Below are 12,718 nucleotides of genomic sequence, written 5' to 3'. Positions count from 1 at the left end.
TCACACCTCCTGCGCGGATTTGACGGGCGCCTTGGGCGTGGCAGCCCGCTTGCGCGAACGGCTGGCCAGGCTGGGCACCAGGCCCTTGGGCATGAAGATCATGGTCGCCATCAGGATCACGCCAAACACCACCGTTTCCCAGCCTTCAAAACTGGACAGCAGTTGCGGCAGGATCGTCAGCAGGGCCGCACCGATGATGGAGCCGAAGATCGACGCCATGCCGCCCACCACCACCATCGTCACCAGCTCGATCGAGTGGAAGAAGCCGGCCAGGTTGGGCGTGATGAAGCCGATGTAGTGGGCGCTGATGCTGCCCGCGATGCTGGCGATGACGGCCGACAGCACGAACACGCGCACCTTGAAGCGGGTCGTGTCGACGCCCACCACGCGGGCTGCCACTTCCGAGCCGTGGATGGCCTGCAGCGCGCGGCCGACGGGCGAATCGATCAGGTTCAGGGCCAGCCAGGTGACCAGCAACAGCAGCACGGCACACACCAGGTACCACGATTTCTCGCCGGCGATTTCCAGGCCGGCCACCGTGAAGGCGGACACGCCGATGCCGTCCGGGCCACCTGTCCACTGCGTCTCGTTGTTGATGACGATGGAAATGATGATGCCCAGGCCCAGGGTCGCCATGGCCAGCGTATGGCCCTTGAGTTTCAGCACGGGGCGTGCCAACAGCAGCGCCAGCAGCCCGGTGGCGACGGCGCCCGCCGCCAGCGCGGCCAGCGGCGGCCAGCCGTAGTGGGTGGTCAGCACGGCCGACGCATATGCGCCCAGGCCATAGAAACCCGCGTGACCGAGACTGATCTGGCCCGTATAGCCCATCAACAGGTTCAGGCCGATGACGACGATGGCGTTCAGGGCGATGCGGATCGCCACGTCATAGTAGAACGCGTTGCTGAGAAACAGGGGCAGGATGGCCAGCACCAGGGCCAGCACCAGCAAGCCGCCGTGGCGCGAGCGCGTGAAAAAGTTGGTCATACTCGCTCCGAATTTTTAGCGCCAAACAAGCCTTGCGGCAGGAAGAACAGGATCAGCAGAATCAGCACGAAAGGCACGGCGTCCTTGTAGGCCGAGGAAATGTAACCGGCCGTCATGGCTTCGGCGATGCCCAGGATCAGGCCACCGGCAATGGCGCCCGCGCCGCCGCCCAGGCCACCGAGGACGGCGGCAACGAAGCCTTTCAGGCCCAGCATGATGCCCGCGTCATACGAGGTATACGTGATCGGCGCGACGAGGATGCCGCCCGCCGCGCCCAGGAGCGCCGACAGGCCGAACGAAAACAGCAGCACCTTGCGCGTATTGATGCCCACCAGTTGCGCGGCCAGCTTGTTGTGCGAGGTGGCCAGCATGGCCTTGCCCATCAGGGTGCGGCCAAAGAACCATCCCAGCACCAGCACGATGACGACCGTCACGCCCAGCACCCACAGGCTTTGCGGCAGCAGGCTGGCGCCCAGGAATTCGATCGGCGCGTCGCCGGAAAAGGCCGGCAGCGCATGCGTATCCTTGCCCAGCCAGATTTGCACCAGGCCGCGCAGCACCAGCGAAGCGCCGATGGTGATGATCAAGAGGGTGATGACCTGCGCGTTTTGCGCCGGTTCGATCACGGTTTTTTCCATCAGGAGGCCAACGATACCCGTGGCGACGACGGCCAGGATGATGGCCAGCGGCAGCGGCACGCCGGCGGCCGACATCACGGCGGCCAGCATCCCGCCCAGCATGATGAACTCGCCCTGGGCGAAGTTGATCACGCCGCTGGTGTTGTAGATGATGGTAAAGCCCAGCGCCGCCAGCGCATAGGCGGAACCGACCGTCATCCCGGAATACAGAAATTGTAGAAATTGAGCGACTTCCATGGTGTCTCCATTATGTTCGGCTGCGCGCGGGCCGCCGTCGAGGGCAGCCCGCGCGGTACTTCCGGCTTACCTTGTTTCGAACATCATTTCGACAATTGCCATTCGCCGTTCTTCACTTCGACCATGCGGAAAGCCGACAGGTCCAGGCCCATATGGTCCTTGGCCGACATGTTGAAGACACCGGTGGTGCCCACGAAGCCCTTGGTCTGCTCCAGCGCCGCGCGCACTTTTTCGCGGTCCGTGCCGCCGGCGCGCTTGATGGCGTCGACCGACAGGTTCAGGGCGTCGAGCGCATAGCCGCCAAAGGTCGACGGGTCGATCTTGTAGCGCTCCTTGTAGGTCTTGTCGTAGCCGACGACGACGGCTTTTTGCGCGTCGCTGTCGGGCAGCATGGCGCCGATCAGCAGGGCTGGCGTCGGCAGTCGCACGCCTTCGGCGGCCTTGCCCGACAGCTTCAGGTATTCGTCCGACGCCACGCCATGCGACTGGTACAGCGGCAGCGCGGACATGGCCAGCTGGCCGTAGTTCTTCGTCACCACGGCCGGGCCCTGGCCCAGGCCAAAGACGAAGACGGCTTGCACGCCGCTTGTATTCTTGATGCGGGTCAGCTGCGCCGTGATGTCCGTGTCTTTCGGCCCGTAGGTTTCATCGGCCACCAGGGTGATGCCGTATTTCGAGGCGACGATCTGCGATTCCTTGCGGCCCGAGGCGCCGAAGCCGCTCGTCTCCGACAGCAGGCCCACCTTGCTGATGCCGCGCTTCTTCATGTCTTCGAACACCTTCTCGGCCGCCATGCGGTCCGTGTGCGGCGTCTTGAACACCCACTTCTTCACGGGATCGATGATGACCACGGCGCCGGCCAGCGAAATGAAGGGCATGCTGGCGCGGTCGACCAATGGCGCCATCGCCATCGTCGCGCCGGTGGTGGTGCCGCCGATCAGCACGTCGACCTTGTCCGATTCGATCAGGCGCTTGGTAAAGCCGTTGGCCTTGGCGGCATCGCTGCCGTCATCGTAATGCACCAGTTCCAGCTTGCGTCCCAGGACGCCGCCGGCCGCGTTGATCTTCTCGATATACAGCTGCAGAGTTTTCAGCTCCGGGTCGCCCAGGAAGGCGGCAGGACCCGTGACGGACAGCACGGAGCCGATCTTGATGTTATCGGCCGCATACGCGCCCGCAGCGGACATGGCCAGCACGCCGGCGATCAGGGTTTTCTTGAAGATATTGGCAATCATTGTGGTCTCCACCAGGTTGGCACTACGGTCTATGTATGGTTGGCGCTTTTTTACCAGCCTGCGCCTTTTTTACTTTTTTATACGCGTTCAATCACTACAGCAATACCCTGCCCCACGCCGATGCACATGGTGCACAAAGCATAGCGCCCGCCCGTGCGTTCGAGCTGGTTCAGGGCGGCCATCACCAGGCGCGCACCCGATGCGCCCAGCGGATGGCCGATGGCGATGGCGCCGCCATTCGGGTTCACGTGCGCGGCATCGTCCGCCAGGCCCAGGTCGCGCGTGACGGCCAGCGCCTGCGCGGCAAACGCCTCATTGAGTTCGATCACGTCCATCTGTTCGATGGTCAGACCCGTCTGCGCCAGCACCTTGCGCGAAGCGGGCGAAGGACCGAAACCCATGATGCGCGGCGCCAGTCCGGCCGTGGCCATGCCCAGCACTTTTGCGCGGGCCGTCAATTTGTACTTGTCGACGGCGGCGGCGGACGCCAGCAGGATGGCGCAGGCGCCGTCGTTCAGGCCCGAGGCATTGCCGGCCGTGACGGTGCCGTCCGCCTTGACCACGCCCTTGAGCTTTGCCAGCATTTCCAGCGAGGTGTCGGGACGCGGATGTTCATCGGCGGTGACCATCTTCGGATCGCCCTTTTTTTGCGGCACGGCGACGGGCACGATTTCGCGCTCGAACACGCCGGCCGCGTGGGCCGCGGCCCAGCGCTGCTGGCTGCGCAGGGCCAGAGCATCCTGGTCGGCGCGGCTGATGCCAAATTCCACGGCCACGTTTTCCGCCGTTTCCGGCATGGTGTCGATGCCGTACTGCGCCTTCATCTTGCCGTTCACGAAGCGCCAGCCCAGGGTCGTGTCTTCGATCTTTGCCGCGCGCGAGAACGCGCTGTCGGCCTTGCCCATCACGAAAGGCGCGCGCGTCATGCTTTCCACGCCGCCGGCGATGATCAGTTCCGCCTCGCCCGCCTTGATGGAGCGGGCCGCCATGCCGACGGCATCGAGGCTGGAGCCGCACAGGCGGTTGATGGTATTGGCGGGTACGGCGGCCGGCAAGCCGGCCAGCAGCGCGGCCATGCGGCCCACGTTGCGGTTGTCTTCGCCCGCCTGGTTGGCGCAGCCGTAAAACACGTCGTCGATGGCGGACCAGTCGACGGACGGGTTGCGGGCGATCAGCGCGGCAATCGGCAGCGCACCCAGGTCGTCGGCGCGCACGCTCGACAGCGCGCCGCCGTAGCGGCCAAAGGGAGTGCGCACGGCGTCACAAATAAAGGCTTCGTTCATGGTCTATCCTGCTTGATCGATGTAGGGAAATTTAGGAAAAAATCTTCGGGCGCTGGTCGACCACGCGGCGGGCCTTGCCCGTCAGCGTGCGTTCGATGCCGGCGGCGGCCACCAGGCGCACGCGCGTGCTCACGCCCACGTGCGTCTTGATGCGGTGTTCCAGCTCGCGCGCCAGGGCGTCCGTTTCGCTGGCCGAGATGGCGGCGGTGAGGTCGACGCGCAGCTCGGCGATCACTTCCAGCTTGTCGAGGTGGCCGTCGCGCGTGACCACCAGCTGGTATTGCGGCGCCAGCTTCGGCATTTTCAGGATCAGCTCTTCGATCTGCGTGGGGAAGACGTTCACGCCGCGGATGATCAGCATGTCGTCCGAGCGGCCCGTGATCTTGCCGATGCGGCGCATCGAGCGCGATGTCGGCGGCAGCAGGCGGGTCAGGTCGCGCGTGCGGTAGCGGATGATGGGCAGCGCCTCTTTCGACAGCGAGGTAAATACCAGCTCGCCCTCTGCGCCGTCCGGCAGCACTTCGCCCGTTTCCGGATCGATGATCTCCGGGTAAAAATGGTCTTCCCAGATGACGGGACCGTCCTTGCTCTCGATGCATTCGGACGCCACGCCCGGGCCCATCACTTCGGACAGGCCGTAGATGTCGACGGCGTCGATGCCGGCGCGCGCTTCGATTTCCGAGCGCATGGCGTCCGTCCACGGCTCGGCGCCGAAGATGCCCACCTTCAGCGACGATTCAGCCGGATCGAGACCCTGGCGCGTGAATTCCTCGATGATGTTGAGCATGTACGACGGTGTGACCATGATGATCGATGGCTTGAAATCCTGGATCAGCTGCACCTGCTTTTCCGTCTGCCCGCCGGACATGGGGATGACCGTGCAACCGAGGCGCTCGGCGCCGTAGTGCGCGCCCAGGCCGCCCGTGAACAGGCCGTAGCCGTAGGAGATGTGCACCATGTCGCCCGCGCGGCCGCCGCCGGCGCGGATCGAGCGCGCCACCACGTTGGCCCAGGTATCGATGTCGTTCTGCGTATAGCCGACCACCGTGGCCTTGCCCGTCGTGCCGCTGGACGCGTGGATGCGCACCACCTGCTCGCGTGGCACGGCAAACAGGCCGAACGGGTAATTGTCGCGCAGGACTTTTTTATCGGTGAACGGGAATTTCGACAGGTCGGCCAGCGACTTCAGGTCGTCCGGATGCACGCCCGCCGCATCAAAGGCGGCGCGGTAATGGGGCACGTTGTCATACGCGTGCTTGAGCGTCCATTTCATGCGTTCGAGCTGCAGCGCCTGCAGTTCATCCTTGCTGGCGCGTTCGATCGGCTCCAGGTCATTCGGGGAAGGCGTACGTTGGACCATTTCTGTCTCCTTTAGTAACGCCTGACCAAACCTGCTGCGCGTCGTGATTGGCGGCCTGCGATGCTCCCTGTGCGACAGCACAGTTCCGCTTCCCGGCCACAACTCACTTCCGCTCGCGACGGTTTTGTCGAGGCGTTTTTAATCTTAAAAAAATCTACAACCATTCCGGCAGTTCAAGCCTGCTCTTGTACCTTCAACCGCCAATGACTTCACCCGACACGCGGATCGACTTGCCGCGGAAGAGCGCGATGGCGCGCCCTTCCTGGTTGCTGACCTTGACGTCATAGACGCCGCTCTTGCCCGCCAGCGCCTGTTCGACGGCGTGCGCCGTCAGCACGTCGCCTTCGCGGCCCGGCGCCAGGTAATCGATGGTGCAGCCCGCGCCCACGGTGTTCAGGTTGTAGCTATTGCAGGCAAACGCGAAGGCGCTGTCGGCCAGGGCAAAGATAAAACCGCCATGGCAGGTCTGGTGGCCATTGAGCATGTCGGCGCGCACCGTCATGGTCATGCGCGCATGGCCCGGTCCCACTTCGGCCAGGGCGATGCCCATGGCGGCGGTGGCGTTATCGCGCGACAGCATGGAGGCGGCGGCCGCTTCGGCCAGGGCTTGTGCAGTCATGTTGTGATCTTCATTCGGCATGAAACGAGGCTCCAGTAGCAAGTTTGCGGCGCAGCAGCGGCGAGACGCGGTAACGGTCCTCCCCATAGCCCTGCGCCAGGTGGTGCAGCACGGTCACGATGTGCTGGACGCCAACCGCATCGGCCCAGGCCAGCGGTCCGCGCGGATAGTTGACGCCCTTCTGCATGGCGATATCGGCGGCGGCCGCCGTGCATACGCCCTGGTTGACGGCGTCGGCTGCCTCGTTGGCCAGCATGGCCACCGTGCGCATGACGGCCAGGCCAGGCACGTCGTCCAGGCGCGTGACGATGAAACCGGCCGCCTGGAACAGGCCGACGACGGCCGCGTAGGCGGCATCGCTGCACTGGTCGGCACGGGCCACGGCGATGCGCCGGGCATTGGCGTAATCGAGCGCCAGGTCGAACAGCACCGTATCCGGATGCTGGTTGTCGTGCGCGCGCTGGGTGGCGCTGCGCCCGTCGGTCAGGTAGATCGCGGCGCCGTTGCAATGCAGGGCCGGCGCCTCGTCATGCGCCTGGCCTTCCTGCGTCACGCGGCGGCTGACCGTGATGCCCGCTTGCTCCAGGCGCTGCACCAGGCTGCGGATGATGCCGCTGTGGCCACGGCCATCGCCGCCGATGGCCGCCGACAGGGCGACGAATTCCGGCTTGGGCTGCGCGCCTTCCGCCTGCGCCACGGGAGCGGGCGCGCCTTCGCCGTACTGGTAAAAGCCGCGGCCCGATTTGCGGCCCAGGAAGCCGGCGTTGACCATTTCCTGCTGCAGCACGGACGGCGTGAAGCGCGGGTCGTTGAAATAGGCGCCGAACACGGATTGCGTGACGGAGAAATTGACGTCATGGCCGATCAGGTCCATCAATTCGAATGGGCCCATGCGGAAACCGCCCGCTTCGCGCAGCACGGCGTCGATGGTGGCCGGGTCGCCCGCCTGCTCGCTCAACAAACGCCAGCCTTCCGCATAAAACGGACGGGCGACCCGGTTGACGATAAAGCCCGGCGTCGATTTCGCGTGCACGGGATTCTTGCCCCAGGCGACAGACGTGTCGTACACGGTGGCGGCGACTTGCTCGCTGGTGGCCAGGCCGCTGATCACTTCCACCAGCGCCATCAGGGGCACGGGATTAAAGAAGTGCATGCCGACCAGGCGTTCCGGGCGGCGCAGCTTGGCGGCGATGGCCGTGACGGAAATCGACGAGGTGTTCGTCGCCAGGATGCAGTCGTCACCGACCAGGGCTTCGAGTTCGGCGAACAGGCCGCGCTTGACGTCGAGGTTTTCCACGATGGCTTCCACCACCAGGGCAGCGTTGCTCACATCGGCCAGGCTGCCGGCCGCCTGCAGGCGCGCCGTGGCGGCCGCCGCTTCATCGGCCGTCATGCGGCCCTTTTCGGCCAGCTTCGAGTACATTTTCGCGATGTCGGCCAGCGCCTTGCTGACCGCTTCCGCCCGCGTGTCGTACAGTTTCACGCGATAGCCGGCGGCTGCCGCCACCTGCGCGATGCCGGCGCCCATGGCGCCGCTGCCGATGACGGCGACGATACTGTTCTTGTCCAGAGCTGCCATATCAATGTCCCTTGAATTGCGGTGCGCGCTTTTCCATGAAGGCGGCCACGCCTTCGCGGTAATCGTCGCTGTTACCGAGATCGCTCATCATGCGCGCTTCCAGCGCCAGCTGCTGCGGCAGGGTATTGGCGCCGCTGGCGGCCAGCGCCTGCTTGGTATAGGCCAGGCCCTTGGTCGGCGCGGTAGAAAAATGCACGGCCAGCTTGCGCGTTTCCTCGGCCAGCTGGGCATCCTCGACGCATTTCCAGATCAGGCCCCAGTCTTCCGCTTTTTCCGCCGTCAGTTTTTCGCCCAGCATGGCCAGGCCCATGGCGCGCGCGGAGCCGATCAGGCGCGGCAGGAAGAAGGTGCCGCCCGTGTCCGGAATCAGGCCCAGCTTGCAGAACACTTCGACAAAGCTGGCCGACTTGCCGGCGATGACGATGTCGCACGCCAGCGCCAGGTTGGCGCCCGCGCCGGCAGCCACGCCATTGACGGCGCAGATCACGGGCATCGGCAGCGCTTTCAGGGCCAGCACCAGCGGCGCATAGTTCTTTTCCACGGACTCGCCCAGGTCCACGCCCTTCGAACCCGGTTCCACGGCGCGGTCGGACAGGTCCTGGCCCGCGCAAAAGCCGCGGCCCGCCCCCGTCAGCACGAACACGCGCACGGAACTGTCGGCATTGACTTTCGCAATCGCGTCGCGCACTTCCTCGTGCATGGCTTGCGTGAAGCTATTGAGCTTGTCGGGACGGTTCAGGGTCAGCGTGGCGATGCCCTGCTCGATGGTGAAGAGGATGTTTTGGTAGGTCATGGCGACTCGCTATTTTTATTTATTGGCCCGCAACGGAAATCTGGGGTCAGACCCGGCGGGTCTGACCCCGGCTTTTATTCTGCCTGATCGAAATCGACCACGACCTTGTCGGTCAATGGAAAACTCTGGCAGCTGAGGACGAAGCCGCGCGCCACTTCGTAATCTTCCAGCGCGTAGTTGACGTCCATTTCAACCTTGCCGTCGAGGATCTTGCAGCGGCAGGTCGAGCATACGCCGCCCTTGCACGAATAGCGCATGTCGATGCCCTGCCGCAGGCCCGCGTCGAGGATGGATTCCTTGTCCTTGTCCATCGTGAAGGTGGTGTGGTTGCCGTCCAGGATGACTGTCACTTCCGTTTCCTGCACGGCATCGGCGGCCAGCTGGGCGCGCGGCTTGTGGGCATTTTTCGGGATGCTGGCGGCGAACAGTTCGATCTTGATATTCTGCTTGGGCATGCCGGCTGCCTGCAGGGCAGCGGAGACGCCCAGCATCATGTCTTCCGGGCCGCAGATGAAGGCATTGTCGTAGTCTTCGATCTTGATCCAGTGCTGCAGGAACTGCTCGCATTTTTCCTGCGTGATGCGGCCGTTGAACAATTCGATGTCCTGCTGCTCGCGGCTCATCACGTAGACCAGGTTCAAACGCTCCAGGTACACGTCCTTCAAGTCCGTCAATTCTTCCTTGAAGATGACGGACGACGAGGCGCGGTTGCCGTAGAACAGGGTGAAGCGGCTCAGTGGTTCCGTCAGCAGTGTCGTCTTGATGATGGAGAGGATGGGCGTGATGCCGCTGCCGGCCGCAAACGCCAGGTAGTGCTTGCGGTTGACGCAGTCGAGCGGCACGTTGAAGTGGCCCATGGGCGGCATCACCTCGATGGTGGCGCCGGCTTTCAGGGTGTCGTTCGCCCAGGTGGAAAAGGCGCCGCCCGGCGTGCGCTTGATGGCCACGCGCAGGGTGCCGTCCTGCACCGCCGAACAGATGGAATACGAGCGGCGCACGTCTTCCGCATTGATATGGGCGCGCAGGGTCAGGTGCTGGCCCTGCTGGAAGCGGAACTGCTGCTGCAGTTCGGCTGGCACGTCGAACGTGACGGCGATGGTGTCGCGCGTTTCATTGCGCACGTTCGCCACGCTCAGCGGATAAAATTTACTCATGCTTCATCTCCAGTTTCTTCGGAACGTGTGCCTGATTTTTTTAGTGGCACTTGAAGTAGTCAAACGGTTCGCGGCAAGCCAGGCATTTGTACAGGGCCTTGCACGGCGTGGAGCCGAACTGGCTGGTCAGCTGCGTATGCGTGGAACCGCAGTTCGGGCAGATCACGTCCAGTTTCGGCATGGCCTGGCGCTTGATGCCGCCGCGCAAACCGCTGATGTCGATCACCTGCTGCTGCGGCGGGGCGATGCCATAGCCTTTCAGCTTGGCCTTGCCCGTCTCGCTCATCCAGTCCGTGGTCCACGCGGGCGCCAGCTGGCTTACCAGCGTCACCTTCGCTACGCCATGGCTGCGCAAGGCATCCGTGACGGCGTCGGCGATCACCTGCATGGCCGGACAGCCCGAATACGTGGGCGTGATCGTCACGGTGCAGGCGTCGCCGCCGGTGACTTCGACGGCGCGCACGATGCCCAGGTCCACCACCGAAATGACGGGGATTTCCGGGTCCGGCACGTCGCCCAGCCAGGCCCAGACCTGGGCGGCGTCCAGCGCTGCCGCGGCCGTGTTCATTACCACTCCGCCCCGGGATAGGCGCGCTGCAGGAACTGCATCTCGGCCAGGATAAAACCCAGGTGTTCCGTGTGCGTGCCCTGCTTGCCGCCCTTTTGCATCCAGGCGTCGGGCGCCGGCATGACCAGCGTCGCTTCGGCGAATATCTCGGCCACGTGTTCGAGGAAAGCCTGGCGCAGGATGTCCGATGGGGGCGCGATGCCGGCAGCGACCATGGCCTGGTCGACGGCGTCGTACCGGAACATCTCGCCCGTGTACATCCACAGCTTGTCGGCCGCGGCCTGCGTTTTCGCATGGCTTTCCGCCGTGCCGTCGCCGAGGCGCACGATCAGGTCGCCGCTGCGGCGCAAGTGATACGTCACTTCCTTGATCGATTTTTGCGCCACCTCGACGATGCGCGCATCCGCCGATTTCGCCAGTTCCAGCAGCTGGAAGTAGTGCCAGCTGTCGAAGAAAAACTGGCGCATCATGGTGTCAGCGTAGTTGCCGTTCGGCTGTTCGACCAGCAGGCAATTCTTGAAATCGTGGGCATCGCGCAAAAAGGCGATGTCGTCTTCGTCGCGGCCCGCGTTTTCCAGCTCGGCCGCATAGCTGAACCACAAACGCGTCTGGCCCAGCAGGTCCAGCGCCACGTTGGTCAGCGCCATGTCCTCTTCCAGCGCGGGACCCTTGCCGCACAGCTGCGACAGCTGCTGGCTGAGGATCAGGGCGTTGTCACCCAGGCGCAGCAAGTAGTTAACCTTGTCATCCATTGCCGGTGCTCCCATCACAGGTTCTTGACTTCTTCCGGCATCGGGAAGAAGGTGGGATGGCGGTACACCTTGCTGTTCGATGGCTCGAACAGGGCGCCCTTGTCGCCGGGGCTGCTGGCGACGATATCGGCTGCGCGCACCACCCAGATGCTCACGCCTTCATTGCGGCGCGTGTAGACGTCGCGCGCATGGTTGACCGCCATGGTGGCGTCGGAAGCGTGCAGGCTGCCCACATGCTTGTGCGCCAGGCCGTGCTGGCTGCGGATGAAAACTTCCCACAAAGGCCATTCTTTGCTCATGTTGCTATTCCCTTTTATAGATGTTTTCAGGCTGCCGCTTTTTCGTTCGCGGCTTGCTTGTCTGCGTAGGCGACCAGGGCATCGCGGAACCACTCGCCGTCCTCATACGCTTTCACGCGCGTTTGCAGGCGTTCGCGGTTGCACGGGCCATTGCCCTTCAGGACATTGTTGAACTCGGACCAGTCAATCTCGCCGAATTCATAGTGGCCCATTTCCGCGTTGAACTTCAGGTCGGGATCGGGCACGGTCAGGCCCAGGTATTCGATCTGCGGCACGGTCTGGTCGACCATGCGCTGGCGCAGCTCATCGTTCGAGAACAGCTTGATGCGCCATTGCGCCGACTGGGCGCTGTTGACGGAAGCGGCGTCCGATGGGCCGAACATCATCAGCGACGGCCACCACCAGCGGTTCAAGGCATCCTGCGCCATGGCTTTCTGTGCCGGGGTGCCCTTGCACAGCGACATCATGATGTCGTAACCCTGGCGCGCATGGAACGATTCTTCCTTGCAGACGCGGATCATGGCGCGCGCATACGGACCGTACGAGCAGCGACACAGGGGAATCTGGTTGATGATGGCGGAACCGTCGACCAGCCAGCCGATGGCGCCCATGTCGGCCCACGACAGCGTGGGATAGTTGAAGATGCTGGAATACTTGGCTTTGCCCGAGTGCAAGGCGGCCAGCAAGTCGTCGCGCGACACGCCCAGGGTTTCCGCGGCGCTGTACAGGTACAGGCCGTGACCGGCTTCGTCCTGGATCTTGGCCAGCAGGATCGACTTGCGTTTCAGGGTGGGGGCGCGCGTGACCCAGTTACCTTCAGGCAACTGGCCGACGATTTCCGAGTGCGCATGCTGCGAAATCTGGCGGATCAGGGTCTTGCGGTAAGCGTCCGGCATCCAGTCCTTGGCCTCGATCTTGATGCCTTCGTCGATGCGGGCCTGGAAAGCGCGCTCTTCTTGACCCATGTCATCGATGGAACGGACGTTTTTGAGGCCGGTTTCAACCATTTGTGCGTACATGATCTGTCTCCCATGTCTTTGATTTTGCGCAGCAACGCGGTGCGATGAACAGATAATACGATACAAAAATCGATTTGCATACACTTGATTTGAGTCATTTTAAAAAATCGTATCTTGTGCAGCTTTTTTGTGCGTATGATATTGCTTATGAGAAAACACGACGGCAGCGCTACCCGCGCCTCCGGCAAATTATTGACG

13 protein-coding genes are annotated in these 12,718 nt (G+C 63.6%); all 13 read right to left on the bottom strand.

Annotation, left to right across the window (positions count from 1 at the left end):
• Positions 1-984 (bottom strand): branched-chain amino acid ABC transporter permease, encoded by a 984-nt coding sequence (locus VPH41_RS01845; protein ID WP_152282839.1) that lies wholly within the window; start codon positions 982-984, stop codon positions 1-3.
• Entirely contained in the window at positions 981-1,859 is an 879-nt protein-coding gene (locus VPH41_RS01840) for a branched-chain amino acid ABC transporter permease (protein WP_152282840.1), read from the bottom strand. Before VPH41_RS01840 ends, VPH41_RS01845 begins: the two co-directional genes overlap by 4 nt.
• 83 nt (positions 1,860-1,942) lie before the next feature.
• Positions 1,943-3,094, bottom strand: coding sequence for an ABC transporter substrate-binding protein (locus VPH41_RS01835; protein ID WP_328568777.1), 1,152 nt, complete (start codon positions 3,092-3,094; stop codon positions 1,943-1,945).
• A gap of 77 nt (positions 3,095-3,171) precedes the next feature.
• On the bottom strand, positions 3,172-4,377 hold the full coding sequence (gene pcaF, locus VPH41_RS01830; RefSeq protein WP_152282842.1) for a 3-oxoadipyl-CoA thiolase: 1,206 nt from the start codon (positions 4,375-4,377) through the stop codon (positions 3,172-3,174).
• A gap of 31 nt (positions 4,378-4,408) precedes the next feature.
• Entirely contained in the window at positions 4,409-5,737 is a 1,329-nt protein-coding gene (gene paaK / locus VPH41_RS01825) for a phenylacetate--CoA ligase PaaK (protein WP_287775477.1), read from the bottom strand.
• Positions 5,738-5,930: 193 nt separating this feature from the next.
• Positions 5,931-6,356, bottom strand: a complete 426-nt coding sequence (paaI, locus tag VPH41_RS01820; RefSeq protein ID WP_405002807.1) for a hydroxyphenylacetyl-CoA thioesterase PaaI — start codon at positions 6,354-6,356, stop codon at positions 5,931-5,933.
• A 10-nt stretch (positions 6,357-6,366) separates the two neighbouring features.
• A complete protein-coding gene (gene paaH, locus VPH41_RS01815) occupies positions 6,367-7,935 on the bottom strand; it encodes a 3-hydroxyacyl-CoA dehydrogenase PaaH (protein WP_328568776.1) in 1,569 nt (522 codons plus the stop codon).
• A 1-nt stretch (position 7,936) separates the two neighbouring features.
• Entirely contained in the window at positions 7,937-8,728 is a 792-nt protein-coding gene (paaG, locus tag VPH41_RS01810) for a 2-(1,2-epoxy-1,2-dihydrophenyl)acetyl-CoA isomerase PaaG (protein WP_287775475.1), read from the bottom strand.
• 74 nt (positions 8,729-8,802) lie between these two features.
• Positions 8,803-9,882, bottom strand: coding sequence for a 1,2-phenylacetyl-CoA epoxidase subunit PaaE (gene paaE, locus VPH41_RS01805; RefSeq protein ID WP_328568775.1), 1,080 nt, complete (start codon positions 9,880-9,882; stop codon positions 8,803-8,805).
• A 40-nt stretch (positions 9,883-9,922) separates the two neighbouring features.
• Positions 9,923-10,450, bottom strand: a complete 528-nt coding sequence (paaD, locus tag VPH41_RS01800) for a 1,2-phenylacetyl-CoA epoxidase subunit PaaD (RefSeq protein WP_328568774.1) — start codon at positions 10,448-10,450, stop codon at positions 9,923-9,925.
• Positions 10,450-11,202: a 1,2-phenylacetyl-CoA epoxidase subunit PaaC gene (gene paaC, locus VPH41_RS01795; RefSeq protein WP_152255044.1), complete on the bottom strand. Its 753-nt coding sequence runs from the start codon at positions 11,200-11,202 to the stop codon at positions 10,450-10,452. Before paaC ends, paaD begins: the two co-directional genes overlap by 1 nt.
• Before the next feature lie 14 nt (positions 11,203-11,216).
• Positions 11,217-11,501 (bottom strand): 1,2-phenylacetyl-CoA epoxidase subunit PaaB, encoded by a 285-nt coding sequence (gene paaB / locus VPH41_RS01790; protein ID WP_034746356.1) that lies wholly within the window; start codon positions 11,499-11,501, stop codon positions 11,217-11,219.
• Between the two features lie 26 nt (positions 11,502-11,527).
• Positions 11,528-12,520, bottom strand: a complete 993-nt coding sequence (paaA, locus tag VPH41_RS01785) for a 1,2-phenylacetyl-CoA epoxidase subunit PaaA (RefSeq protein ID WP_328568773.1) — start codon at positions 12,518-12,520, stop codon at positions 11,528-11,530.
• Between the last annotated feature and the right edge of the window lie 198 nt (positions 12,521-12,718).

The sequence above is a fragment of the Janthinobacterium sp. P210006 genome (genome assembly GCF_036231885.1).
Taxonomy (GTDB): Bacteria; Pseudomonadota; Gammaproteobacteria; order Burkholderiales; family Burkholderiaceae_D; genus Janthinobacterium; species Janthinobacterium violaceinigrum.
Note: the sequence above shows the minus strand (reverse complement) of the source record. Positions and strands in the feature narration are given on the sequence as shown.